This is a genomic window from Xanthobacter lutulentifluminis (assembly GCF_043194675.2).
Taxonomy (GTDB): Bacteria; Pseudomonadota; Alphaproteobacteria; order Rhizobiales; family Xanthobacteraceae; genus Xanthobacter.
The window spans coordinates 3,735,026-3,758,535 of sequence record NZ_CM195525.1 but is presented as its reverse complement, the minus strand read 5'-3'; the positions used below and the strand labels follow the sequence as shown (position 1 = coordinate 3,758,535).

General features: G+C 64.7%; 24 protein-coding genes, 1 tRNA gene and 1 pseudogene. 15 read left to right on the top strand and 11 right to left on the bottom strand.

Features of this window, described 5'->3' with window-relative positions; all coding sequences use genetic code 11:
• Position 1: 1 nt before the first annotated feature.
• From V5F49_RS17270 to V5F49_RS17255, 4 genes are all read right to left on the bottom strand, one after another.
• Positions 2–484 (bottom strand): helix-turn-helix domain-containing protein, encoded by a 483-nt coding sequence (locus tag V5F49_RS17270; protein WP_394116906.1) that lies wholly within the window; start codon positions 482–484, stop codon positions 2–4.
• Positions 485–489: 5 nt separating this feature from the next.
• Positions 490–702, bottom strand: coding sequence for a helix-turn-helix transcriptional regulator (locus V5F49_RS17265; RefSeq protein WP_394116777.1), 213 nt, complete (start codon positions 700–702; stop codon positions 490–492).
• Positions 703–834: 132 nt separating this feature from the next.
• Positions 835–1,530 (bottom strand): hypothetical protein, encoded by a 696-nt coding sequence (locus V5F49_RS17260; RefSeq protein ID WP_394116776.1) that lies wholly within the window; start codon positions 1,528–1,530, stop codon positions 835–837.
• Between the two features lie 77 nt (positions 1,531–1,607).
• The gene (locus tag V5F49_RS17255; protein ID WP_394116905.1) at positions 1,608–2,843 is read right to left on the bottom strand and encodes a tyrosine-type recombinase/integrase; all 1,236 of its coding nucleotides are present in this window, start codon (positions 2,841–2,843) and stop codon (positions 1,608–1,610) included.
• A gap of 432 nt (positions 2,844–3,275) precedes the next feature.
• On the opposite strand from V5F49_RS17255, the gene V5F49_RS17250 reads away from it, so the two are divergent.
• From V5F49_RS17250 to V5F49_RS17235, 4 genes are read left to right on the top strand one after another with little or no spacing between them, the layout of a single operon-like run.
• Positions 3,276–5,018, top strand: a complete 1,743-nt coding sequence (locus V5F49_RS17250) for an N-6 DNA methylase (RefSeq protein WP_509210706.1) — start codon at positions 3,276–3,278, stop codon at positions 5,016–5,018.
• The gene (locus tag V5F49_RS17245; protein ID WP_394116774.1) at positions 5,015–5,401 is read left to right on the top strand and encodes a hypothetical protein; all 387 of its coding nucleotides are present in this window, start codon (positions 5,015–5,017) and stop codon (positions 5,399–5,401) included. Before V5F49_RS17250 ends, V5F49_RS17245 begins: the two co-directional genes overlap by 4 nt.
• Positions 5,398–6,777 carry a restriction endonuclease subunit S gene (locus V5F49_RS17240; protein WP_394116773.1) on the top strand — a complete coding sequence of 460 codons (1,380 nt, stop codon included), beginning with the start codon at positions 5,398–5,400 and terminating at the stop codon, positions 6,775–6,777. Before V5F49_RS17245 ends, V5F49_RS17240 begins: the two co-directional genes overlap by 4 nt.
• 19 nt (positions 6,778–6,796) lie before the next feature.
• Positions 6,797–9,940, top strand: coding sequence for a type I restriction endonuclease subunit R (locus V5F49_RS17235; protein WP_394116772.1), 3,144 nt, complete (start codon positions 6,797–6,799; stop codon positions 9,938–9,940).
• A gap of 293 nt (positions 9,941–10,233) precedes the next feature.
• Here the strand turns inward: V5F49_RS17235 and V5F49_RS17230 are convergent, their stop codons facing one another.
• Positions 10,234–11,019 carry an LEM-3-like GIY-YIG domain-containing protein gene (locus tag V5F49_RS17230; protein WP_394116771.1) on the bottom strand — a complete coding sequence of 262 codons (786 nt, stop codon included), beginning with the start codon at positions 11,017–11,019 and terminating at the stop codon, positions 10,234–10,236.
• 364 nt (positions 11,020–11,383) lie between these two features.
• On the opposite strand from V5F49_RS17230, the gene V5F49_RS17225 reads away from it, so the two are divergent.
• From V5F49_RS17225 to V5F49_RS17195, 7 genes and pseudogenes are all read left to right on the top strand, one after another.
• Positions 11,384–11,959, top strand: a complete 576-nt coding sequence (locus V5F49_RS17225; RefSeq protein ID WP_394116770.1) for a recombinase family protein — start codon at positions 11,384–11,386, stop codon at positions 11,957–11,959.
• Positions 11,956–12,123: a hypothetical protein gene (locus tag V5F49_RS17220; protein WP_394116913.1), complete on the top strand. Its 168-nt coding sequence runs from the start codon at positions 11,956–11,958 to the stop codon at positions 12,121–12,123. The genes V5F49_RS17225 and V5F49_RS17220 overlap by 4 nt, the downstream gene beginning before the upstream one ends.
• A 158-nt stretch (positions 12,124–12,281) precedes the next feature.
• The gene (locus V5F49_RS17215; protein WP_394116904.1) at positions 12,282–12,749 is read left to right on the top strand and encodes a BRO-N domain-containing protein; all 468 of its coding nucleotides are present in this window, start codon (positions 12,282–12,284) and stop codon (positions 12,747–12,749) included.
• Positions 12,640–12,921: pseudogene (locus V5F49_RS17210) on the top strand (Rha family transcriptional regulator); the annotation flags it as partial. The gene V5F49_RS17215 and the pseudogene V5F49_RS17210, both read left to right, overlap by 110 nt.
• Entirely contained in the window at positions 12,846–13,172 is a 327-nt protein-coding gene (locus tag V5F49_RS17205) for a DUF3102 domain-containing protein (protein WP_394116769.1), read from the top strand. The pseudogene V5F49_RS17210 and the gene V5F49_RS17205, both read left to right, overlap by 76 nt.
• 846 nt (positions 13,173–14,018) lie before the next feature.
• Complete coding sequence (locus tag V5F49_RS17200) at positions 14,019–14,792, top strand: hypothetical protein (protein ID WP_394116768.1); 774 nt, start codon at positions 14,019–14,021, stop codon at positions 14,790–14,792.
• Between the two features lie 255 nt (positions 14,793–15,047).
• Positions 15,048–15,185 carry a hypothetical protein gene (locus V5F49_RS17195; RefSeq protein WP_394116767.1) on the top strand — a complete coding sequence of 46 codons (138 nt, stop codon included), beginning with the start codon at positions 15,048–15,050 and terminating at the stop codon, positions 15,183–15,185.
• A 34-nt stretch (positions 15,186–15,219) separates the two neighbouring features.
• Here V5F49_RS17195 and V5F49_RS17190 read toward each other — a convergent pair whose 3' ends face one another.
• The 5 genes from V5F49_RS17190 to V5F49_RS17170 form a co-directional block, all read right to left on the bottom strand.
• Entirely contained in the window at positions 15,220–16,869 is a 1,650-nt protein-coding gene (locus tag V5F49_RS17190) for a tyrosine-type recombinase/integrase (RefSeq protein ID WP_394116766.1), read from the bottom strand.
• A gap of 85 nt (positions 16,870–16,954) precedes the next feature.
• Positions 16,955–17,039, bottom strand: a tRNA-Leu gene (locus V5F49_RS17185).
• A 151-nt stretch (positions 17,040–17,190) separates the two neighbouring features.
• Positions 17,191–17,961, bottom strand: coding sequence for an enoyl-CoA hydratase (locus tag V5F49_RS17180; RefSeq protein ID WP_394116765.1), 771 nt, complete (start codon positions 17,959–17,961; stop codon positions 17,191–17,193).
• A gap of 174 nt (positions 17,962–18,135) precedes the next feature.
• On the bottom strand, positions 18,136–19,017 hold the full coding sequence (mutM, locus tag V5F49_RS17175; RefSeq protein ID WP_394116764.1) for a bifunctional DNA-formamidopyrimidine glycosylase/DNA-(apurinic or apyrimidinic site) lyase: 882 nt from the start codon (positions 19,015–19,017) through the stop codon (positions 18,136–18,138).
• Between the two features lie 121 nt (positions 19,018–19,138).
• Positions 19,139–20,293, bottom strand: a complete 1,155-nt coding sequence (locus V5F49_RS17170) for a DNA recombination protein RmuC (RefSeq protein WP_394116763.1) — start codon at positions 20,291–20,293, stop codon at positions 19,139–19,141.
• Between the two features lie 80 nt (positions 20,294–20,373).
• Here V5F49_RS17170 and def point away from each other — a divergent pair, with 80 nt between their 5' ends.
• The 4 genes from def (at position 20,374) to V5F49_RS17150 (ending at position 23,051) form a co-directional block, all read left to right on the top strand.
• Complete coding sequence (gene def / locus V5F49_RS17165; RefSeq protein WP_394116762.1) at positions 20,374–20,892, top strand: peptide deformylase; 519 nt, start codon at positions 20,374–20,376, stop codon at positions 20,890–20,892.
• Between the two features lie 33 nt (positions 20,893–20,925).
• Positions 20,926–21,846: a methionyl-tRNA formyltransferase gene (gene fmt, locus V5F49_RS17160; RefSeq protein ID WP_394116761.1), complete on the top strand. Its 921-nt coding sequence runs from the start codon at positions 20,926–20,928 to the stop codon at positions 21,844–21,846.
• A gap of 9 nt (positions 21,847–21,855) precedes the next feature.
• A complete protein-coding gene (truA, locus tag V5F49_RS17155) occupies positions 21,856–22,593 on the top strand; it encodes a tRNA pseudouridine(38-40) synthase TruA (RefSeq protein ID WP_394116760.1) in 738 nt (245 codons plus the stop codon).
• Between the two features lie 110 nt (positions 22,594–22,703).
• A complete protein-coding gene (locus V5F49_RS17150) occupies positions 22,704–23,051 on the top strand; it encodes a hypothetical protein (protein ID WP_394116759.1) in 348 nt (115 codons plus the stop codon).
• 86 nt (positions 23,052–23,137) lie between these two features.
• Here V5F49_RS17150 and trxA read toward each other — a convergent pair whose 3' ends face one another.
• Positions 23,138–23,458 carry a thioredoxin gene (gene trxA, locus V5F49_RS17145; RefSeq protein ID WP_394116758.1) on the bottom strand — a complete coding sequence of 107 codons (321 nt, stop codon included), beginning with the start codon at positions 23,456–23,458 and terminating at the stop codon, positions 23,138–23,140.
• Between the last annotated feature and the right edge of the window lie 52 nt (positions 23,459–23,510).

The window sequence follows — 23,510 nt, the reverse complement described above, 5'->3', positions numbered from 1 at the left end:
GTCACACCTTCTCGAAAGCACGGTTTGCACTGGGGTCGGAACAACCATTCATTCGTTCCGGCGCCAGCGTGTGCAGATCGATCAGGGTGCCGAGGGCAGGCAGGTCGGCCCGCCGCACCGTCCGGTGCATGGGGGTTCCGCAGGAGGCGCAGAGGGCCACAAGGCGCGCGACCTTCTCATTGCGGAATGACAGGTCCGCGGTCCCGCCCCACGGCGCGCGTGGCACCCGACAGCGGAAGCAATAGAACTCGCCGGGGCGGCAGGTGTGGCGCCGGCTCTCCCGCCGCTTGGCAAGGAAAGCCTTGAGGGCAGAGCCGTGAATCAGAAGGGGGCGCCGGTCATCGATCGCACCCAGCCCCTCCTTGAGCCACCGCCGCACCGTGTTGCGGTGGATGCCGAGGAGCTTGGCAACTTCGGCCACTTCATAGGTGGTGCCCTGTTTCACCTTCTGCGGCGAGCACCGGCGCGGCTTGCGGGCGCGCATCGTCTTCACCCCCGCCGTCCCGTGGCGATGCGGTCAGCAATCCAGCCGTCAATCTCCGCCTCGATCCAGGCGACGCACCGCTCGGTCAGGGCCACCGGCTGGGGGAAACGTCCTTCCCGCATATAGGCATAGATGGTGCTGCGGCTGAGGCAGGTGCGGGCCTTCACGGCCTCTAGGCGCAGGAGAGAGGGGCGGGTCGTCGTATCGTTAATGCTCATTGGCTCCATCCGAGTCCGAGTGGACATGGACGGAAGGATGAACGCGACGCGGACGGTAAAATAGCTAGGCGAATTTGAAAAAACTACGCCTTCTCAAGGTACTGACAGAGCCCTAGCCCGACCCAAAGTTACCTAAAAGGGGATGTCATCATCCAGGTCAGAATCAAAGGAACCCGCCCCCTCGCTTGTCGAAAGAGGGGGGACTGTTTTTCCGAACCCCTCCCCGTCTTCACGGCGATCCTTCGGGGTGGTTGGGGCTCCCCCTGCTGGTTTCCAGTTCGCCACCTTGGCGATTTCCTCGATCCCGGTGGCATTTGGCGTTCCGTCTTTGTTCAGCAGCCCGTAGCGGGCCGCGTTCTCTTTCAACCAAACCTCGATCGCCTTTTTGGGGGAGCGTCCCCGAAGCCACGTCTTATCCGACGTAACGGCCTTCCAGGCATCGTTCGCCGCCGCGAGCTTCGGCGCGTAGTAGGGACTGAAGAAGTCACCCGGCCCATCGTCCTCTTCTTCGACGGGCACAAAGAAGCCATCCTTGAAATCCGCAGCTTCCAACCATGAGCGAATATCGTCGACACGGATCAGGCTGCGATCTAGATCAAGATATTCGTCATGCTCACCAGATCTAGATTCCTTTGCCAAAGTTATTGTCCCATCCTCACACGCACTCCGAAGCGCGTGAATAACAGCAGCTGTCTCATTTTTTACATCTGAATGCCATTGATGAGGAAATCTATCCTCGAAATTTGCAGGATTATAGCCCTCGATAAGCAGCGCAGCTTGATGGATCGTAAGCGACTTCGCGAGCCGCCATCTGGATCGGCTGGTCATAGTGCACCTGCGGACTGATTCGTTATTTTTATTGTCGAATCAATTAGCCCGCAGTCCAGCGCCGTCCGAGGATTTCCTCAGCCCGTGCACAATGGGCGAGCGGGCGCCTCTTCACTTATCCGCAGCGCATCCAGATGATCCGCCCACCACGCCATCATCCGCACCCGCTCCTCCCAATGCTCGCCCCGCAGATAGGCGCGGCGTACCTCATTGTTCTCCGCATGGGCGAGTTGGCGCTCGATGGCGTCGGGATTCCACCGCCCGCTCTCGTTCAGGAGCGTCGAGGCGGTGGCGCGGAAGCCGTGGGCGGTGGCGATATCCGGGCCGAAGCCGAGACGGCGCAGGGCGAAGTTCAGGGTGTTCTCGCTGATCGGCTTCTTCGCCGCGCCGATGCAGGGAAAGGCGAAATCCTCCTCCGCCGTCACAGCATGAAGCTCGCGCAGGATGGCCACCGCCTGCGGGGGAAGCGGGATGCGGTGGGGTCGGCGCATCTTCATGCGTTCGGCCGGGATGGACCAAACCGCCTTGTCGAGGTCGAATTCGGTCCACCGCGCGGCGCGCAGCTCGCCGGGGCGGGGAAACAGCAGCGGCATGAGCCGCAGCGCGGCGCGCGTTGCGGGCTGGCCTCGATATCCGTCGATGGCCTTGAGGAGCTTGCCCAGCTCGGTCGCGGTGGTGACAGCGGATCGGTGCTGAACCTTCGGCGTGGTCAGGGCGCCGCGCAGGGCAAAGGTGGGGTCGTTCTCGATTCGCGCGGTGGCGATAGCGTAGCGGAAAACCGAGCCGATGACGGACCGCATCCGCCGCGCCGTCTCGTGGTGGCCCTTGGCCTCGATCTCCCGGAGCGCCACCAGCACGTCGGCCGAGCTGACACCGCCGATATCCCGGTCCCCGAAATGGGGGTATGCGAACCCAAGCAGCCAACGCCGCTTTCCCAGCGTGATATCGGCAAGCCCCTCGCGCTCCAGCTTGGCAAGGTGTTCCTCGGCCACCGCGCGGAAGGTGTTGGCGGGCGCCGCCTTCGCCTCCTCCCGTGACTGCTTCTTGAGGGCGGAGGGATCGGCGCCGTCTATGATCGCCTTCTTGGCGTCGTCGCGCCGCTCCCGCGCCTTCGCGAGCGTCACATCGGGATAGGGGCCTATGGCGAGGAGCTTCTCCTTGCCCTCGATCCGGTACTTCAACCGCCAAAGGCGGGAGCCGGTCGGGTTCACCAGGAGATAGAGACCGCCACCGTCCGCCAGCTTATAGGGCTTGTCGCCGGCCTTGGCCGCGCGGATGGCCGTTCGGTCAGGGGCATTGGGGGGCGCCCTCAATGGGGGTACGTTTCCGATACCCCCAAAAATACCCCCAAATTTGCCGGCTGCCAACGGATACCCCCAGACACTCCCGGAACCTGCTGGACCGGTGAATTGCGCGTTTGTAAGGGTTTTCGGAGCTTTTGGGACCTACCCGGAAGGGTAAATGGTGCCCAGGAGAGGATTGGCCCTGATCTGGCCGCATACCATTGATTTTACTGCGTTTTCAGGCGCCGCAAGGAAGCCGGTGTGTACCAGTGCGGTGGCCACGGCGCAAGCTGCATGAGTTCGAGTCCTGACAGCGTACTCGAACCTCCATACCCTCGTCGTCTCGGCCAAGCTCGGCTGCAATAGGCAGCTGCCCACAAGGGTTGATCGATGCCCGGCAGGGATACCCTTGCCAAGGCCCCCGTCGCCGATTCACTCTCCGGTTGTCAGGGGGACGGGAAATTGAACCAACAGGCATTGTCGGCTTTCATCTGGTCCGTGGCGGACCTGCTCCGGGGCGACTACAAGCAGGCGGATTACGGCAAGGTCATCCTGCCCTTCACGGTGCTGCGGCGGCTCGATTGCGTGCTGGAGCCCACCAAGGCGGCGGTGGTGGCAGAGTTTGCGGCCAAGACGGCGGCGGGGATCAACCCTGATCCGTTCCTGCTGCGCAAGGCGGGGCAGAGCTTCTACAACACGTCGGACCTCGACCTGAGGAAGCTCCTCGGCGATCCCGACCACATCCGGCAGAACCTCTACAGCTACCTCTCTTCATTCTCGGAGCATGTCCGCGACGTTTTCGACCGCTTCGAGTTTGCCGCCCAGGTGGAGAAGCTGGCCAAGGCGGGGCTGCTCTATCAGGTGGCGGAGAAGTTTGCCCGCGTGGACCTCCATCCCAACCGGGTGGACAACCACCAGATGGGCCTTGTCTTCGAGGAGCTGATTCGCAAGTTCGCGGAGCTGTCGAACGAGACGGCGGGAGAGCACTTCACCCCGCGCGAGGTCATCCGCCTGATGGTCAATCTCATCTTCGTTGAGGATGATGCGGCGCTGTCGGTGCCCGGCGTGGTGCGGTCCATTTATGATCCCACAGCCGGAACAGGCGGGATGCTCTCCGTCGCCGAGGAGTATCTGACGGAGCACAATCCCCGCGCCCGGCTCACGGTGGCGGGGCAGGAGCTGAACCCGGAGTCCTACGCCATCTGCAAGGCGGACATGCTCATCAAGGGGCAGGATGTCCGCAACATCGCCTTTGGCAACACCCTGTCGGACGATGGGCACCCTACCACCAAGTTCGACTACATGCTCTCCAATCCGCCGTTCGGCGTGGAGTGGAAGAAGGTCGAGAAGGAGGTGCGCAAGGAATATGAGCGGGAAGGCTTCAACGGGCGCTTCGGCCCCGGCCTGCCGCGCGTGTCGGACGGTTCCATGCTGTTCCTGCTGCACCTCATCTCCAAGATGCGCTCGGCCAAGGATGGGGGCTGCCGCTTCGCCATCGTGCTGAACGGGTCGCCCCTATTCACGGGCGGGGCGGGATCGGGGGAGAGCGAAATCCGCCGCTACGTGCTGGAGAACGACCTTTTGGAGGCCATCATCGGCCTGCCCACGGACATGTTCTACAACACCGGCATCTCCACCTATGTGTGGGTGGTGACCAACCGCAAGCCGGACCACCGCAAGGGCAAGGTGCAGCTCATCGATGCATCTAGCATGTGGCAGAAGATGCGCCGCAGCCTTGGATCGAAGCGCAAGGAGCTGTCGGACGCCCATATCGAGGAGATCACCCGACTGTTCGGCGCCTTCGAGGAGGCGGACCGGGATGGCAAGCCCATCTCGCGCATCTTCGACAATGCGGACTTCGGCTATCGCACCATCACGGTGGAGCGGCCGGAGCGGGATGAGGGTGGCCGCGTCGTGGTTGGCCTCAAGGGCAAGCTGAAGGGCAAGCCCGTGGCCGACACCAAGCTGCGCGACACCGAGAATGTGCCGCTGAAGGAGGATGTGGAAGCCTATTTCCGGCGCGAGGTGCTGCCCCATGTGCCCGATGCCTGGATCGACCACGACAAGACCAAGGTCGGCTATGAAATCCCCTTCAACCGCCACTTCTATGTCTTCGAGCCCCCGCGTCCGCTGGCGGTGATCGACGCCGAGCTGAAGGCGGTCACGGACCGGATCAAGGTGATGATCGAGGGGCTGGACGCATGAGCACGATTGACGCCTTGCGGGAAGGCATCCGCGCCATGCTGAAATCGCACCCTGCCTTGGAGAAGCTTGATGATGGCGTTCGCAAGGCGGACACCATCTATGTCGAGCGCTACGCCAAGGGGCGGGAAACCGGGATCGGACATGAGCCGGGGCGCAGCACGCAGCAGAACCTTTGGGTTGCGCTTGAGGCCATCCAGCTGAGCGAGCTGGAGGACATCCGCCACAACACCAAGCCGGGCTATGCGGAGGGAGAAAAACCCGGCCGGAACAGCAATCTGGAGCAGATCCCCGGCTTCCGGAGGGCTGCGCTTGTGTGCTTCAAGCCGAAGACGATTGAAGAAGCTCGCCGTGTGATCGAGGCTGTTGCGGGGCGAAGCCGATGAGCCGGAAGCCGTACCCCAGCAACAAGGACAGCGGGATCGAATGGCTCGGGCACGCGCCCGCGCATTGGCCTTTGACGCGCTTGCGATTTGTCGCGCGACTGAATCCATCCCGATCAGAGCTCGCAGGGCTTGACCGCAACCTGGAGGTCAGCTTCTTGCCGATGGAGGCGATCGGCGAAGACGGCACGCTCTCTCTGGAGCGGACACGGCCCATCGGCGAAGTCGAGACCGGCTATTCCTATATGCGCGAGGGGGACGTGGTCCTCGCAAAGATCACCCCCTGTTTCGAGAATGGAAAGGGCGCCATCGCCTCAAGCCTCCATAACGGCATCGCGTTTGGAACGACAGAGCTGATCGTGGCTCGACCCCGCCCGGATGTCTGCCTTGGCCGCTTCCTGCATTGGCTGTTTGTCTCGCCCGCCTTCCGGAAACTCGGGGAAGCCTCGATGTACGGAGCAGGCGGGCAGAAGCGCGTGCCGGATGATTTCGTTCGCGACTTCCGAGTGGCTTTCCCCCCTCTCCCTGAACAGCTGGCCATCGCCGCCTTTCTCGACCGCGAGACCGCCAAGATCGATGCGCTGGTGACCGAGCAGGAGCGGTTGATTGCGCTGCTGGCCGAGAAGCGCCGCGCCGTCATCTCTCACGCCGTCACAAAGGGGCTCGACCCCAATGCCCCGATGAAGGATAGCGGCATCGAGTGGCTAGGCGAGGTTCCGGCGCATTGGGAGGTGAAGCGGTTGAAGCACTTATTTGCTTCTTTCGAACAAGGCTGGAGCCCACAATGTGAGGCCTACCCAGCACAGGGCGAAGATGAACTCGGTATACTAAAGGTCGGCTGCGTCAATGGCGGCACTTTTGATCCAAGTGAAAACAAACGACTACCATTAGAACTTGAGCCAGTCGCAAATTTTAGGCTCCAACGCGGAGATTTGCTGATATCGCGGGCCAATACTAGGGACCTGGTGGGAGGATCGGCATGGGTCGAGCGTGACCATCCAAATTTGTTCATCTGCGACAAGCTCTACCGGGCTCGAATGATCTCCGGCGAGGCAGTTCCTTCATTCGTGTCGATGTACCTAGGCTCGGGCGCGGTTCGTAACCAGATTGAGCTTGTAGCGACTGGCGCAAGTAGTTCGATGTTGAATATCGGGCAGTCCGTCATTCTTGATATGCCGATGGCACGTCCTCCAGTTGAAGAACAGGCGGCTATTGCCCTTCATGTGTCCCGCGCGACAGCCAAGCTCGGTACCCTTACCACCGAAGCCGAACGCGCCATCGCCCTCCTCAGGGAGCGCCGGGCGGCGCTGATTTCCGCTGCCGTCACCGGCAAGATCGATGTGCGTGATGCGGGCGAGACGGAAGAGGTCGCGGCATGAACGCGAAGGGGCCCCGGCCATGAACCTGCACCGGGAAATCGCCTTCGAGGTGGGTATCTGCGAGGCCCTTGCCGCGCGGGGCTGGCTCTATTCCGAGGGTGATGCGGAGGGCTATGACCGGGCGCGGGCGCTGTTCCCGGCCGATGTGCTGGCATGGGTTCAAGACACCCAGCCCAAGGCGTGGGAGGCGCTGACCAAAAGCCACGGCACCGCCGCGCCCACCGTGCTGCTCGACCGTCTGCGCCACCAGATGGACCAGCGCGGCACGCTGGATGTGCTGCGCCACGGGATCGAGGTGGTGGGCCTGCGCCAGCCCGTGAGCCTCGCCCAGTTCCGCCCAGCCCTCGCCATGAACGCCGAGCTTCAGGCCCGCTATCAGGCCAACCGCCTGCGGGTGGTGCGGCAGGTGCGCTATTCGGCCGCCAGCCAGAACGCCCTCGACCTCGTGCTCTTCCTCAACGGGCTCCCCGTGGCCACCGCCGAGCTGAAGAGCGACTACACCCAGCGTGTGGAAGACGCCGTCGATCAGTATCGGTTCGACCGCGACCCCAGGCCCAAGGGGCAGCCCTTCCCGGAACCGCTGCTGGAATTCCCCCGTGGCGCCCTCGTCCACTTCGCGGTGAGCAATTCGCTGGTGCGCATGACCACCCGCCTTGAGGGCGCGGCCACCCGCTTCCTGCCCTTCGACAAAGGGAACCACGGCGCGGCAGGCAACCCCGTGAACCCCGCTGGCGCCCCCACCGCCTATCTCTGGGAAGAGGTGTGGGAGCGCGAGAGCTGGCTGGAAATCCTCGGCCGCTACATCGTCGCCAAGCGCGATGCGAAGAAGCAGGTCACTTCTCTCATCTTCCCGCGCTATCACCAGCTCGACGCCACCCGTCGCCTCGTGAGCACGGTGCTCGCCGAGGGACCGGGGAATAAATACCTGATCCAGCACTCGGCAGGCTCGGGCAAGACCAATTCCATCGCCTGGACGGCACACTTCCTCGCCGACCTGCATGACGCGGCCAACGCCAAGGTGTTCGATACGGTGCTGGTGGTGAGCGACCGCACGGTGCTCGACAGCCAGCTTCAGGAAGCCATCTTCGATTTCGAGCGGACCACCGGCGTGGTCGCAACCATCAAGGGCGAGAGCGGGGCCAAAAGCAGCCAGTTGGCGGAAGCCCTCTCCGGCGGCAAGAAGATCGTAGTCTGCACCATCCAGACTTTCCCCTTCGCCCTGAAGGCGGTTCAGGAGCTGGCAGCGACGCAGGGCAAGCGGTTCGCCGTGATCGCGGATGAAGCCCACTCTTCCCAGACGGGCGAGGCTGCCTCCAAGCTGAAGCAGGTGCTGTCCGCCGAGGAGATGGCTGAAGTGGCCGATGGCGGAGAGGTGGGGATGGAAGACCTCCTTGCCCTCCAGATGGCCGCCCGCGCGAACGACAACGGCATCACCTACATCGCCTTCACCGCCACTCCGAAGGCCAAGACCCTTGAGCTGTTCGGCAGGCGGCCCGAGCCCAATGAGCCCGCCAGCGACACCAACAAGCCGCAGGCCTTCCACGTCTATTCCATGCGGCAGGCGATCGAGGAGGGTTTCATCCTCGACGTGCTGAAGAACTACACCCCGTACAAGCTCGCCTTCCGCCTCGTGCATGACGGGGAGGAGATGACCGAGGAGACGGTAGAACGCAGCACCGCCGTCAAGGGCATCATGCAGTGGGTGCGCCTCCACCCCTACAACATCGCCCAGAAGGTGCAGGTCGTGGTCGAGCACTTCCGCGCCAACGTCGCGCCGCTGCTTGAGGGCAAAGCGAAGGCCATGGTGGTCGTCGCAAGCCGCAAGGAGGCCGTGCGCTGGCAACTCGCCATCGATCAGTACATCAAGCGCAACGGCTACCGCATCGGGACTCTGGTGGCCTTCTCCGGTGAGGTGGACGACCCGGAGAGCGGAGACGAGCCGTTCACCGAGGTGAGCCGTTCGCTCAATCCGGGGCTGAAGGGGCGGGACATCCGAGAGGCGTTCGCCACCGAGGAGTATCAGATCCTTCTCGTCGCCAACAAGTTCCAGACCGGCTTCGACCAGCCGCTGCTGTGCGGCATGTATGTGGACCGTCGCCTTGCGGGCATACAGGCGGTGCAGACGCTGTCACGGCTCAACCGCGCCCATCCGGGGAAGGACACCACCTACATCCTCGACTTCGTGAACGAGCCGGATGAAATCCTGAAGGCCTTCAAGACCTATTACGAGACGGCCGAACTGGCAGGCGTCACCGACCCGCACATCGTGCTGAACCTCAAGGCCAAGCTGGATGCCTCCGGGCACTATGACGACAACGAGGTTGACCGCGTCGTCAATGTGGAGATGGACCCGAGGGCGACACAGGGCCAGCTCGACGCGGCTCTCCTCCCCGTCGCAGACCGGCTGCTGCGGTCATTCAGAGACCTTCAGATGGACCGCGAGGCAGCCCGCGCCCGAGGTGATGCCCAGGCCGAGCGGGATGCGAAGGATGCCCAGGAGGCCCTGCTTCTCTTCAAGACCGACATGGCGACCTACCTGCGGGTCTACGCCTTCCTCTCCCAGATGTTCGACTATGGGTCCACGGCGGTGGAGAAGCGGGCCATCTTCTTCAAGCGGCTGCTGCCTCTCCTTGACTTCGGGCGCGAACGGGAGGGCGTGGACCTCAGCCGCGTGAAGCTCACCCACCACCGCCTCAACGATCAGGGCAGGCGAACCCTCGCACTTGGTGGCGGACAGGGCGAGCAACTGGCCCCCATGACCGAGACGGGTGCCGGAGCCGTTCAGGAGAAGCAGCGGGCATTGCTCACGGAGATTATCGAGCGGGTCAACGACCTGTTCGTGGGCGAACTGACGGAGGACGACAAGCTCGTCTACGTGAACAACGTGCTGAAGGGGAAGCTACTGGAGTCCGACCTTCTGGTGGAGCAGGCCAGCAACAACACCAAGGAGCAGTTCGCGAACTCGCCTGACCTCGCCACCGAGTTGCTGAACGCCATCATGGATGCCCTCGCCGCACACACCACCATGAGCAAGCAGGCGCTGGACTCAGAGAACATCCGGGCTGGGCTGAAGGACACCCTGCTTGGACCGGGACAGCTCTATGAGGCGCTTCGGGCGAAGGCCCGTTTGGGTGCTGAGGACATGGTCGCTCCACCGAGTTGAAATCCGTGCTCCGATTTACGGACACATATTCCCTCCGTGCAGACGAAACGCTCCCCCCATACCCCCCGACTTGAATGATCGGCGAGAGGGCATTGAGATGTCATAGCGCGATGCGGCAGCAAGATCCAAGCAAAGGGAGCCGCGACCCCTATGATTGGCTTTGTTGGCAGAGCGGACAACCAACGGCAGTGATGAAGACACGCAACGCCCAAACGCGCGCTCAATCCATTTGGAGCGGATTGGTAGATTAAGAGGCCTTCGCTAGCGCCTTAGATTACACTTCGTCGGCGACGTCAGCAGTTAATGTACCGGCAGGACTGGCGGGCGGGCGGTAGGTCGCTGGGATTAATGCGTTTGCCATGCTCGCCCACGTAGAACTCCCAGACATCCTTAGGGGCACGCTCACCCTGGAATGCCAGCCGATGTGGCTCGTCAACCAAGTCGCGAATGTCGGGAAAGTCTGAAGCGCGGGCTGGAGCCCAGCTCAGGGGCTTGAAGACACCGACGACCACTCCGCGGTCGACTGCCAGCACATAATCCACGGTCTCGGCACGCTTCCGACTGAGCGGCCAGCAGTAGCGTATCAGATCGAAAATAACCTCCTGATCGCGCCGACCACGTAGCTTGTTGATAGTGATCGCCAATAACTTCTCTCCGCTCCTGACTTCAAGCGGCGGCAGATTGTATCGCCCAAGAATTTCTTCAACAGTTGCTACGCCGTATATTGAGGCATTATGCCCTCTGATTGAATTCCGCAGCTCCGGGTTAATATCAACATAGGCATCAATAAGGGCTGCTTCAACTTGAAAGGCCGTGTCATCATCCATGCCGTGACGGTGTATGACGTACTTAACCTCATGCCCTGAACGTTGAATTTCCCGGATGTGATTTAGTTTCAACCCCATGATATCGGTCTCTTGTCCCTCAGCGACGTTGGCTTCAATAGCGTGCTGAAAAACGCGGTTACCTCTTCCCTTTCCAACATAGAATGTCTTTTCATCGCGGGGATCGATTAAGCGATAAACGTAAGCCCGCAACTGCTCTGCCACTTCGTAAGAGAAGAATTTATTGACCATCATCGCCCTCGATCTGCAAGCGCCCTACGCTTTAATATTTTAGCCACCGATCGCGTCAATAGCCTGCGCACCGCTCATCTTTCCCCAATAGCGCAAATACACAGGTTTTCAGATGGATGTGCAGAAGATTTCCACCCTCACACTCCCTTTTGCCCCCGGCTCCGCTCACCCTATGCACCACTGAGACGTCAACAGCATATGCGACTCGCCCGGCGACCGTCATCACTCGCCGCCCAATAGACCCTGCCCATGCGGACGCGTCCGGTGACGCGCGCGGTTGCGTCCAATAGAATGGGGTTGACATTCTGGACGGTACCGACTCTCATCTCTAGATCTTTTGGACACTCAAGGTCGGGAGACAGGGCACATGGGGATGTTGGTCGGTTACGCACGGACCTCCACCACCGAGCAGGAGGCCGGGCTTGAAGCCCAGCGACGCGACCTCGACGCGGCGGGCTGCGGCAAGGTGTTTGCCGAGCATGTGTCCTCGGTCGGCGAACGGGACAGGCTGAAGCAGGCACTGGAGTTCGTGCGGGAAGGCGACACCCTCGTCATCACCAAGATCGACAGGCTTGCCCGCTCCACCATCCACCTGTGGGAGATCGTCCGCGACCTCGACGCGAAGGGTGTGGGTCTGCGGGTGCTGAACCTCGGTGGCGAGGTGGTGGACACCAAGAGCGCGACGGGGCGCCTGATCCTCACCATCTTCGCAGGATTCGCCCAGTTCGAGCGTGAGATGATGCTGGAGCGGCAGAGGGAGGGCATCGCCAAGGCGAAGGCAGAGGGGAAGTACCTCGGTCGCAAGCCCACCGCGCGGGCGAAGTCGGAAGAGGTGCTGCGGCTCCACCGCGAAGGGAAGACACCCACCGAGATCGCTGCGGCTGTCGGAATTGGCCGGGGGAGTGTCTACAGGATCGTTCAGGCACAGGGAGCAGAGGCATGAGCGAGCGGCCACAGGATGAAACGCCGCGTCACCTCAGGCGCTACAGTGAGCCGGACATTGGCCCCAAAGGCCGATTTGATGGGGACGACAAAAAAGGACTATGGGCGATTGCGGCCCATATCACCTTCTTCCTTGTCGCCGCAGCGTTGGTGCTGGGGCGATAGACTCGCAGATCGGCTCAGAGGCCCGCAGGAGCCGGAACGGCCGGGGCAGGCAGGACGATGGCCCCTCCTTCAATCTCGACTCCTGCGGCTTCCGCAAGCGAGCGAAACGACCCACCTTCCAGACGCCCGCCTTCGGTCCCTATGGGAACACCTTCCACATCCGCGTGGTGGACATCGGGGGAGAGCCCTGGTTCGTCGCGGCGGATGTGTGTCGGGCTCTGGGAATGCGCGCCGATGCAACGAACGGCTCCTTCCAGAACCACTATCGTCGTCTCGCCACTGACGAGCGGCGGTCAAGCCCTCCTAGTGTTCTGATCACTAGGGGAACCCTCATCTCCGAGTCCGGCCTCTACAAGCTGATCCTCCGCTCGGACAAGCCCCAGGCCAAGCCCTTTCAGGACTGGGTCACTCGCGTCGTGCTCCCCGCCATCCGCAAGGACGGTGGGTACATCGTGGGTGAGGACGGTAGGGCGCTTCGTGGTCGCCAGAACGAAGGACGGCACCGCATACTTCGGGAAGCGGCACGATCACGTCCTCAGGGACATCGAAACGTTGATGCAGCAGGCTCCGGAGGCAGCATCCAATTTTGGATTATGCCCCTACCGAGCCGTAGCCAACGGTCGTGAGTACAGCTCCTTCGACATGACCTGTGATGGCTTCACGCTGCTCGCCATGGGGTTCACCGGAGCCAAAGCGCTTAAGGCCGCGCGAGCAAGATCGACATGGCCCACCGTGAGGTGGTCTACGCCGGGAAGCGCATGCTCCTCTGGGCAGAGATTGCCGGGCACCACCTCCTGAAGGCGAAGGCAAAGGTCCAGCACGGGGAGTTCAAGGCGTGGATCGAAAAGAACTGTGCTGCTCCCTACGACACCGCAGTCCAGTACATGCGTGTTGCGAAGATCGCCTCATCCAAAAATGTGGAGGTCCACACTTTTGACGGCGGCATCCGTGCCTTCCTCGAAGCCCACTCCACGCCCCGTCCCAAGACCACCTGCCCCAACGTCACGACAATCGACCGGGATGACGCGGCTCACGCCCTGAAGCTCTAGGCTCTTATCGAGCGTGGGACTACCGAGGCTGAGCGTGATGTGGCCCGGCGACCAGACACCCCTTCAGATCGACAGAAATGGCCGCTGGAGTCGAGTGACCAACGGAAACCTACCTACCCACCTCGGATAAAGGGGGCGACTCCCACGCCCTTCCCTGTGCATCTGAGGCATCCCTATTAATTGCCTCCTACTGCCCAGAGGGTGAAATATATTAACTCTATGTGTACTCATAGAGTCCCACATCAGGGTCATCTCATGACCACTGACTGTCATACATGCTGAGATAGAACAGGAACGAAGTTCCCCCTACAGCATGGGTTCTCTAGCACTCCGGTTCACCTCGGGATCACTGAGGGAACATCCAATACCCTGAACCCTCGCCATCACCCCGATGGTTTCCTGTCGTTTCTTCTCTCCTACTGAAGAAGTAGCCACCCCGCTCAGGATCACACAGCGCACACCCTGCCAGTCTGGTCCCGTGGGGCGGACATCTTTTTTTCCGAACACGGACGACACACCGGAAAGCTGACCCGCCCCGCTCGCATGACAGTGAGCCGGTCGGGACGGGGCGTCAGCCTCCCTGTGTGCCGCCACCGCGCTCCCCAATCCCATGTCGTCCCGCTCACCACGGGCTGCGTCTGATGACATGGCGCCCCTTCACAGAGCTTTTCGCTCGAAGGTCGATATCTGCGACGACCGAGGGGCATTGTCTTCCCAACCCAAGACCAGACCGGAAGCGTCTCTCCGACGCCACCGCCGTCACTGAGCGCCCCTGCACCGCTCGGGATGCTTCTGGTCTGGCACCCCATCCCGCCCTCACCTATCACCCCCACCGCGAGGCACACCATGAGCACCACCGCGAGACAACGTAGGATCAGCAAGGCCCGCCGTGCGGAGGCCGTCCAGGCCCTTTATGCCGCCCTGAAGGACATGCCCGTCAGGAGCCTCCTGGAGGGTGACGACGATTACGGGTTCGTCACTGTTGTCTTGGGTCCAAGACACCGTGTGATCCTCGCCAAGGGTGGCGCGTCTTGGCTTATCCAGCGACGGGACATCGCTGTCGGGACTGTCTCTCGCAGGGCATGGCGCAAGCTGAGTGCCCACGCGACGCGGGGCGAACTGTTGGTGGCCGTAGCTGGACTGGGATTGACCATCGCCCCCACCGTCATGGAAACGCTTCTGGACCTTCCCGAATGGGCTTCCATGGCCCCGTCCCTATTCTCTGAGATTGGGCTTCGAAGCACTCCAGGCGCCGACACAGACACAGGACCGAGCACTCTGTCGGAACTGATGGCCCGCCGTCGTGGCCGCTTCATGCCCTTCAGTGCGCCTGCCCCTGGTGGGAACAAGGAGACCGAAGACCTGTACCGGAAAGGGGTCTGTCGGCTGAACGATGGCTGGCGGGTGATCCTCACCAAGGATCGAGCCCAGTTCGCCCTTCAGCGGCGCGAGGGGAAGACACCGGACGGGTTTTCACGGTGGACCAGCCGCAGCTTCTGCAAGTCCAAGGCGGTGCTGCTGAGGGACGTTACCCGCCTCGCCGGAAAGGTCGACTCTATGGCCCGGCTGGTGCTGGACGCCCTGCCCAGTGAGGCGGACCACGTCTACGTCCGCGCCTGAGACTCGCTCAGATCGAATAGGAGCCCCGTGGGAGTCAATAGAGCGTCGTCAGGCTACCGGACTAGCCAAGCGATCGCTTTGGACTCCTACGGGCTTCTGAGCCGTTCTGATGGGCTCACCTATTTCCGAGCCCCTGCTTTTCGGTAACACAATATCTAGCGCGATTTTTTTCGTAACACACCATATCTAGGAGATCACACAATCACCCTCAACGCCTACCCCCACCATGTCACGGCGCGCCTCGACGCCACCGACATGTCCACCATCCGGGACATCCACCGCATCATCCGCCCCGGCAAGGTGACGTCCTTCACCGATGTCCTGCGCTTCCTCCTGTCGGAATGGCGGAAGGCCCATCGCGACATCCCTACCTCTCAGGAGCCCGCCGCCTGATGGGTGCGATCATCCCCAGGCATCAAATCAGAGGTCAGACCTCGGTTTCGATCTGATACCTCGGAAACTTGGCGATGCCATCCGCCCGTGCGTTCAACGTCACGTCCCCGTAGGCGGCTCCCACCGTTCGCGGGGCGTGACCACAGATGGCATCCAGCACCCGTTCCGACACGCCCGCTTCCAGCCCCACCGTCTTGAACCGGTGGCGCCATCCATGGTTCGGGGCGACATTGGGGTCTTTGACAACTTCACGGGCAAACTCGGCAAGGCGGTTCTTCACGCCCTGAAGCGGACCGAGAACATCCCCGCTCCGACTCGGAGTGAGGAACAGGTGGCCATTCTCCGCCTGCCTCACGAACTCCGGGAAGCCCATCTCGACAAGGTGCGGATGCAGGGGGACTTCGCGCACCTCCTTGTTCTTCACCGCGCCCGCCTCGGGCGTCAGGGTGAGCACCCAATGGTCGGCCTCCTGCCGGACATCCTGCTTGCGGAGTTGGGCTATCTCACCCACGCGTGCCCCGGTGTAGGCGCACAGCCATGGCACCCACCGTTTGGCCGCGAATGTCTTCGGACGCTCCTGTCCCCGCTGATGGCGGGAGGCGGCTGCGAGAATGGCGGCGGCTTCCTTGTCCGTGAGCCCCTTTCCACGGAGCTTGACCGCCTTCACCCGCTTCACGGTGATGCCCTCGGCCGGGTTCGCAGGGAGGAGGCGGTTGGCGACGGCCCATCCGAAGATGGCCTTGAGCCCCGAAAGGTCGCTGTCCTTCACCGTCTTGGGGCTCACCCCGGCTGCGAGGCGCGCGCTCTTCAGGCCGATGATGTCGTCTGCCGTGATCCGCGCGGCGTCGCTGTGTCCGACATGCTCGGCAAGACGGTCCATCGCGCTGGAATAGGCTTGGTGCGTCTTGCGGGAGAGGCCTGCCGCCTCACCCTCCTTCCACCAGCCCGTCACCAAGCTCGCGAAGGAAACGGCCTTTCCGCCCTCCACTGCCGCCCCCGTCTGCGGAGTGGCCACGAACAGGCCGCCGAAGCGCGCCGCATTCGGGTCCGGCCGGTAGTCGCCAGCCACGTTGCGATCCAACTTCAGAGCCGCATCCTTGAGTGCGATTGCAACCTGAAACAGCAGCGCCTTGCGACTGGTCTGGTCAATTTCCAGATGATGAGCGGACAGCACACGGTCGGTCAGCTTGCCGAACCGCTCTTCCAACAGGATGTCCCGGCGCTCCTGCTGGTCACCGATGATGAGCAAATGTCTACCGCCGCCGACTGGTCCGGCCATCGCTTCGGCGATGCCATCAAGGACAGCTTCCCACAGTTTGGCGGAACCGGGATCGTCTTCCATGCCATCGGCAAAGAGCCGGTAGACCTCCCCCGACAGGGCGACGGTCTGCTTATGGGTGAGGGAGACAGGCCCCTTGCGGATGGCTTCCCAATGCTGAGCAAGGAACGACTCGGCAAAGCCGGTTCGCGCTCTTGCGTTGGCCGGGTCGCGCGCCTTGAGGGAGAACTTGATCTCCGGGCCTATCGTGAACGTGGCTGTTCGCTGCCCTTCGCTATCCGGCGGGAACGCGATGGTGACGACCTGTCCCTTGGCCTTGGCGAGAATGTCCTTGGGGGTGCGCTTGCGGAACGTCAGGAACGACGACTCAGGGCGCCTTGTGGGGCGTGTCATAGGAAGAGCCATGTGGCCGCTCATGTGTACCAGTTTGAGCGGCGAGAAACACAGCTACATCAATATGTTCTGAAGCGTCAACGCTCTAGGGGAGCGATGGTGCCCAGGAGAGGACTCGAACCTCCACGGCTTTCACCACTGGTACCTGAAACCAGCGCGTCTACCAATTCCGCCACCTGGGCCCCGGATCGACCGCGAAGGTCAATCGGGAGCGCGATGTGTAAGGGGGTGTGGGGGGCCTGTCAATGCCGCCCATGAAGAGAAATGTGCAAAGCTGTGCACAGCGTCGCAAAGGCCCGCCCCGCCAGCGTTCCGGGCGGGGCGGGAGGGTGCTCAGCGCTCGAACTTGGGGGCGCGCTTCTCGACGAAGGCGGCCATGCCTTCCTTCTGGTCGGCCAGCGCGAACTGGGCGTGGAACACGCGGCGCTCGAAGCGGATGCCCTCGGCCAGCGTGGTCTCGTAGGAGCGGTTCACGCTCTCCTTGGTCTGCATGGCGACCGGGAGCGACATGGAGGCGATGACCCTGGCCACCTTGAGCGCCTCGTCCACCAGCTCGGCCGCGGGAACCACGCGCGAGACCAGCCCGGCGCGCTCGGCCTCGACGGCATCCATCATGCGGCCGGTGAGGCACATCTCCATGGCCTTGGACTTGCCGACGAAACGGGTGAGGCGCTGGGTGCCGCCGGCGCCGGGCATCACGCCCAGCTTGATCTCGGGCTGGCCGAACTTCGCGGTGTCGGCCGCCAGGATGAAGTCGCACATCATGGCGAGCTCGCAGCCGCCGCCCAGCGCGAAGCCCGCCACCGCCGCGATCACCGGCTTGCGGGCGCGCGAGAGGCGCTCCCAGGAGGTGATGTAGTCGTCGAGGTAGGTCTGCGGATAGGTGTAGTCCTGCATCTGCTTGATGTCGGCGCCGGCGGCGAAGGCCTTCTCGGAGCCGGTGATGACGACGCAGCCGATGCCGGTGTCCTTCTCGAACTCGTCCAGCGCGGAGTTGAGCTCGCCGATGAGCTGGCTGTTCAGCGCGTTGAGCGCCTGCGGCCGGTTGAGCCGGATGAGGCCGACGCGGTCGTACCGCTCCACCAGGATCGTCTCGAATGCCATCCCATTCCCTCCTCGATGCCGGCGTGACGCCGGGTTCGCATCCGCGTGGCGCGGCGCCCGCGGTCGCCCGTGCTCTAACCATTTCGGCGGCGCGGACGGAAGAGGAAAGGCGCCCGCCCACGCGTTCTTGCGCGGCAGCTTCCGCGCCCGCGCCGGGGACGGCGCGAGGGCCGCTCAGCGCTGGCAGGTCGGGCAATAAAAGGTGGAGCGCCCGCCCTGAATGATGCGCCGCACCGTATCGCGGCACCGCAGCGTCTGGCAGGGCTGGCCTTCCCGGTCATAGACCTTGAAGGCGTGCTGGAAATAGCCGAGCGCGCCATTCACCTGGCGATGATCGCGCAGGGACGAGCCGCCGGCCTGGATCGCCTCGCGCAGCACGTCGCGGATCGCGATCACCAGCCGCTCGGCCCGCGCCGTGGGCGTGCCGGCGGCGGAGGCGATGGTGTGGGCGAGGCGCCGGGGCGAGAGGCGGGCGCGGTAGAGCGCCTCGCACACGTAGATGTTGCCGAGGCCGGCCACCAGCTTCTGGTCCAGCAGCGCCGCCTTCAGGCTGGTGTGGCGCCGGGCGCAGGCGTGGGCGAGATACTCGGCATTGAAGCTGTTGCCCAGCGGCTCGGGCCCGAGGCTGGCGAGCAGCGGATGGGAATCCAGCCGGTCGTACGGCACGATCAGGATGGCGCCGAACCGGCGGGGATCGTTGAACGTCACCGTCGCGCCGCCGGCGAGGTGCAGCACGACGTGATCGTGCGGCCCGCCCTCGGCGCGGGGATGGTGGAACACCCCCGGGCGCCCGTTCGCCTTGGTGCCGTCGATGCGGATGGAGCCGGACATGCCGAGATGCAGGATCATCACCTCGCCGCCGCTGAGATCGGCGAGCAGGTATTTGGCGCGCCGGCCCACCGCCTCGATCCGGCGGCCGGCCAGGCGCTCCGCGAAATTCTCGGGCAGCGGCCAGCGCAGGTCCGGCCTGCGGGCCTCGGCGCTCTCGATGACGGCGCCTTGCAGGACGGGCATGAGGCCGCGGCGGACAGTCTCCACCTCGGGCAGTTCGGGCATCTTTTCCTAAGTGTCAGTGGGCGGCCGCAACCGGCGCGCGAATCTTCACAGCATATAGGATCGGACGGGCAAGTGCGCCGCGCAAGATGCCTTGGCGCCTTCTCCCCCTCAATCGCTTGCCTCAATCGCCGGCAGGCGCGAGGTCCGGGGCGGGCGCGTCGAAATCCAGCTGCTCCAGCCTCAGGCCGCGGCGGGCGATCTTGTCCGCCGAGATGAGCACACGGTTCACGTCGTCCCCCACCTGGCCGAAATGGCGCGACAGCTCCCCCACCCGTTCGCGCAGGCGCGCCACGTCGGCCACCAGGGCGGCCACCTCGGCGCGCACCCGGTCGGCCTCGGCGCGCATGCGCGCATCCTTGGCGATGGCCTGCACCACCTGCACCGCCAGCATCAGCAGCGAGGGCGAGACCAGCACCACCCGCAGCCGGAACGCCTCCTGCACCACCGCGTCGAAATGCTCGCAGATCTCGGCGTAGACCGATTCGGAGGGCACGAAGATGAGGGCCACGTCCTGCGTCTCCCCGGGCACGAAATAGCGCTCGGCCACGTCATGGACGTGCTTCAGCAGGTCATTGCGCAGGCGCTGGGCCGCGCTCTTGCGGGCTTCGGGCGAAGGGGCCTCGCGCAGGGCGGTCACCGCCTCCAGCGGGAACTTGGAATCCACCAGCAGCGGCCGCGGGTCCCCCGGCAGGAAGATGGCGCAGTCGGGCCGGCGCCCGTTGGACAGGGTGTGCTGAAACGCAAAGCTGCCGCGCGGCAGGCCGTCGGCGACGATCGCCTCCATGCGGGCCTGCCCGAATGCGCCGCGGGCCTGCTTGTTGGCCAGCGTCTCCTTCAGCGAGAACACCTGCGCCGAGAGGTCGGAGAGGCTGCGCTCGGCCGCCTCCACCATCACCAGGCGCTCGGCGATGCGGGTGAGGCTCTCGTGGGTGGCCCGGGCGGCGGTGGTCAGCGTCTCCCCCAGCCGGTGGGAGGTGGCGTCGAGCCGCTCGGAGACGGCACGGGCGAGCTCGCTCTGTCGCTGCGCCAGCACCTCGCCCATGTTCTGGACGCGCCCGGCAGTCTCCGACTGGATGCGGGCGAGATCGCGCAGGCGGCGGTCGGTCTCCTCGCGCAGCAGGAGCTGCTCGGCCGCGGCATCGGCGCGCGCCCGCGCCTGCCGCGCCAGCAGCACCATCACCAGGAACAGCAGCAGCGCCAACGCGCCCGCCCCGGCGGCCGCAGCCTCGGCCGGGGTGACGGCATGGCCCGCGAGGCTGAAGAGCGCGTCGGACATGCTGTCTTCTAGCGCGATTCCCGCGCCGAACAAATAGCGAACATGTTGACCCGGCCCGCAGCTTCGCTTATTTCCCGAACATGACGACGCGACCCATCCTGATCATCCCCGAGCCCAAGCTGAGGACCCTTTCCGACCCGGTCGAGAAGATCGACGGGCAGATCCGCAAGCTCGTGGAGGACATGTTCGACACCATGTACGACGCCCCCGGCATCGGGCTGGCGGCGATCCAGGTGGGCGTGCAGAAGCGGGTCGTGACCATCGACGTCGCGCGCGAGGGCGAGGCCAAGAAGCCGCTCGCCCTCATCAACCCCGAGATCATCGCGGCTTCCGACGAGACCTCGGTCTATAGCGAGGGCTGCCTCTCCATCCCCGAATACTACGAGGAGGTGGAGCGCCCTGCCCGCGTCACCGTGCGCTTCCAGGACGTGGACGGCGCCGTGCGGGAGGTGGAGGCGGAAGGCCTGTTCGCCACCTGCGTGCAGCACGAGATCGACCACCTCAACGGCGTGCTCTTCATCGACCACATCTCGAAGCTGAAGCGCGACCGCGTCATCAAGAAATTCACCAAGCAGGCGCGGCACCGGGCCGAAGCCTGATCCCGGCGCGCACCCAAGAGCACGGGACACCCCATGCGCATCGTCTTCATGGGCACGCCCGACTTCGCCGTGCCGACCCTCTCGGAGATCGTCGGCCGCGGGCACGAGGTGGCGGCGGTCTATACCCGCGCGCCGGCTCCCGCCGGTCGTCGCGGGCTCGACCTGACCCCCTCTCCCGTGCATCGCGTGGCCGAGCTGTTCGGCATCCCGGTGCTGACGCCGAAGAGCCTGCGCGGCGAGGAAGCCGCCACGGCGTTCCGCGCCCATGACGCCGACGTGGCGGTGGTGGTGGCCTACGGCCTCATCCTGCCGCAGGCGATCCTCGACGCCCCGCGCCTCGGCTGCCTCAACCTGCACGGCTCGCTGCTGCCGCGCTGGCGCGGCGCCGCGCCGATCCAGCGCGCCATCATGGCCGGCGACCGGGAGACCGGCGTCGCGGTGATGAGGATGGAGGCCGGGCTCGACACCGGCCCCGTCGGCCTCGTGGAGCGCATCCCCATCGGGGCGGACATGACCGCCGGCGAGCTGCACGACCGCATGATGGTGCTGGGCGCCGACCTCATGGGCCGTGCCCTGGCGGCGCTGGAGCGCGACGGCCTCGCCTTCACCCCCCAGCCGGAGGCGGGCGTCGCCTATGCGGCGAAGATCGAGAAGGCGGAGACGCGCATCGACTGGTCCCTGCCCGCCGGAGAGGTGCACAATCGCATCCGCGGCCTTTCCCCCTTCCCCGGCGCGTGGTTCGCGCTCGCCGACGGCACGCGGGTGAAGGTGCTGCGCTCGGCCCTGGCCGAGGGCACCGGCGCCCCCGGCACGGCGCTCGACGGCGGCCTCGCCATCGCCTGCGGGTCGGGCGCCGTGCGTCTCGTGGAATTGCAGAAGGCCGGCAAGCAGGCCGGCCCCGCCGACGCCTTCCTGCGCGGCAATCCCGTGCCCGCCGGCACGGTGCTGGACTGACGGGCGGCGATGCCGCGTTACAAGCTCACCATCGAATACGACGGCACGCCGTTCGCCGGCTGGCAGATGCAGGCGGAGCTGCCGACCGTGCAGGGCGTGCTCGCGCAGGCCTTCCGCAGCTTCTGCGGCGAGGCGGTGACCGTCTCCGGCGCCGGGCGCACCGATGCCGGGGTCCATGCCACCGGGCAGGTGGCCCATGTGGACCTCTCCCGCGACTGGCGCGCCGACACCGTGCGCGACGCCATGACCGCCCATCTGCGCCCGCATCCAGTGGCGGTGCTGGCGGCGGAACGGGTGGCGGACGACTTCGACGCGCGCTTCTCGGCCCGCAGCCGCCATTATCTCTATCGCATCGTCAACCGCCGGCCGGACCTCGCCCTCGACCGCGACCGGGCGTGGCGGGTGCCGCAGAAGCTCGATGCCGAGGCGATGCACGTCGCCGCCCAGCGGCTTCTGGGCAAGCACGATTTCTCCACCTTCCGCGCCGCCGAGTGCCAGGCCGCCTCGCCGCTGAAGACGCTGGACCAGCTGGACGTGAGCCGCGCCGGCGACGAGATCCGCATCGTCACCTCGGCCCGTTCCTTCCTGCACCACCAGGTGCGCTCCATGGTGGGCTCGCTGATGCGCGTCGGCGAAGGGCGGTGGAGCGCGGATGACCTCGAAGCCGCGCTGAAGGCCGCCGACCGTTCCCGCTGCGGCCCCATGGCGCCGTCCTGCGGGCTTTATCTGGCGGCAGTGGGGTACTGACGGGCTGCGGCGTCGGCGCGTCGTGATGCCGCTGGGCGCGGGATGCGGGAACGCGAGCCCCGCCTCCGGCATTTCCCCTTTGCTGCGGGGGAAACGAGGATCGCGTCGAGATGTTTGGAATTGGCCTCAGGCTGCGGCGGCACGACGTGCCGGCTTCGACCCACGTGGTGGCGCGCGCCGCGCCGGAGGCGCCGTGCGGCTGGGTCTTCTTCGATGGCAGCGAGACGCACGTGACGGGGGATGGCGGCATCAGCCTCATCCTGCCCGGAGGCGCCTTCTTCCCGCGCGAGGCCCGGCGGTTTTCCAGCGCCGAGGAGGCCGGCCGCGAGGCCACCCGCCTGAACGACGCGAGCCCCTGCCTCGACCGGCCATGGCAGGCGCGGCCGGTGGCCGCGTTCGCCCCCCGCCCCGAGCGCCGTTCGCTCGCCTTCCCGGCCGGCGCCACGCGCGGCGTCTGAACCCACGCTGCAGGCACGAAAAAGCCGCCGGGACCGTGGGTCCGCGGCGGCCTTGCGTCATTGCGGGCGCGGGGGGCGCCCCCGGCTCAGATGGAGCCGTTGATCCACTGCACCAGCTTGGCCTTGGGAGCCGCGCCCACCTGGCGGGAGGCGATCTTGCCGTCCTTGAAGAGCAGCAGGGTGGGGATGGACATGATGCCGTACTTGGATGCCGTCTGCGGATTCTCGTCCACGTTCAGCTTCACGATGCGGACCTTCTCGCCCAGCTCGCCGGACACTTCCTCGAGGATGGGGGCGACCATGCGGCAGGGGCCGCACCACTCGGCCCAGAAGTCCACGATCACCGGCGCGCTGGACTGGAGCACGTCCTGTTCAAAGTTCTGATCCGAAACCTTCTCGACCGACATGGCAGACCTCGTAGGGGGGAAAGGGGGGAACCACTGAATCTTGAGCCCGAAC

Coding starts and splice junctions, on each gene's coding strand:
- V5F49_RS17270 (WP_394116906.1), bottom strand. CDS start 484: ATGCGCGCCCGCAAGCCGCGCCGGTGCTCGCCGCAGAAGGTGAAACAG.
- V5F49_RS17265 (WP_394116777.1), bottom strand. CDS start 702: ATGAGCATTAACGATACGACGACCCGCCCCTCTCTCCTGCGCCTAGAG.
- V5F49_RS17260 (WP_394116776.1), bottom strand. CDS start 1,530: ATGACCAGCCGATCCAGATGGCGGCTCGCGAAGTCGCTTACGATCCAT.
- V5F49_RS17245 (WP_394116774.1), top strand. CDS start 5,015: ATGAGCACGATTGACGCCTTGCGGGAAGGCATCCGCGCCATGCTGAAA.
- V5F49_RS17240 (WP_394116773.1), top strand. CDS start 5,398: ATGAGCCGGAAGCCGTACCCCAGCAACAAGGACAGCGGGATCGAATGG.
- V5F49_RS17235 (WP_394116772.1), top strand. CDS start 6,797: ATGAACCTGCACCGGGAAATCGCCTTCGAGGTGGGTATCTGCGAGGCC.
- V5F49_RS17230 (WP_394116771.1), bottom strand. CDS start 11,019: ATGATGGTCAATAAATTCTTCTCTTACGAAGTGGCAGAGCAGTTGCGG.
- V5F49_RS17225 (WP_394116770.1), top strand. CDS start 11,384: ATGGGGATGTTGGTCGGTTACGCACGGACCTCCACCACCGAGCAGGAG.
- V5F49_RS17220 (WP_394116913.1), top strand. CDS start 11,956: ATGAGCGAGCGGCCACAGGATGAAACGCCGCGTCACCTCAGGCGCTAC.
- V5F49_RS17205 (WP_394116769.1), top strand. CDS start 12,846: ATGGCCCACCGTGAGGTGGTCTACGCCGGGAAGCGCATGCTCCTCTGG.
- V5F49_RS17200 (WP_394116768.1), top strand. CDS start 14,019: ATGAGCACCACCGCGAGACAACGTAGGATCAGCAAGGCCCGCCGTGCG.
- V5F49_RS17195 (WP_394116767.1), top strand. CDS start 15,048: ATGTCCACCATCCGGGACATCCACCGCATCATCCGCCCCGGCAAGGTG.
- V5F49_RS17190 (WP_394116766.1), bottom strand. CDS start 16,869: ATGGCTCTTCCTATGACACGCCCCACAAGGCGCCCTGAGTCGTCGTTC.
- V5F49_RS17180 (WP_394116765.1), bottom strand. CDS start 17,961: ATGGCATTCGAGACGATCCTGGTGGAGCGGTACGACCGCGTCGGCCTC.
- mutM (WP_394116764.1), bottom strand. CDS start 19,017: ATGCCCGAACTGCCCGAGGTGGAGACTGTCCGCCGCGGCCTCATGCCC.
- V5F49_RS17170 (WP_394116763.1), bottom strand. CDS start 20,293: ATGTCCGACGCGCTCTTCAGCCTCGCGGGCCATGCCGTCACCCCGGCC.
- def (WP_394116762.1), top strand. CDS start 20,374: ATGACGACGCGACCCATCCTGATCATCCCCGAGCCCAAGCTGAGGACC.
- fmt (WP_394116761.1), top strand. CDS start 20,926: ATGCGCATCGTCTTCATGGGCACGCCCGACTTCGCCGTGCCGACCCTC.
- truA (WP_394116760.1), top strand. CDS start 21,856: ATGCCGCGTTACAAGCTCACCATCGAATACGACGGCACGCCGTTCGCC.
- V5F49_RS17150 (WP_394116759.1), top strand. CDS start 22,704: ATGTTTGGAATTGGCCTCAGGCTGCGGCGGCACGACGTGCCGGCTTCG.
- trxA (WP_394116758.1), bottom strand. CDS start 23,458: ATGTCGGTCGAGAAGGTTTCGGATCAGAACTTTGAACAGGACGTGCTC.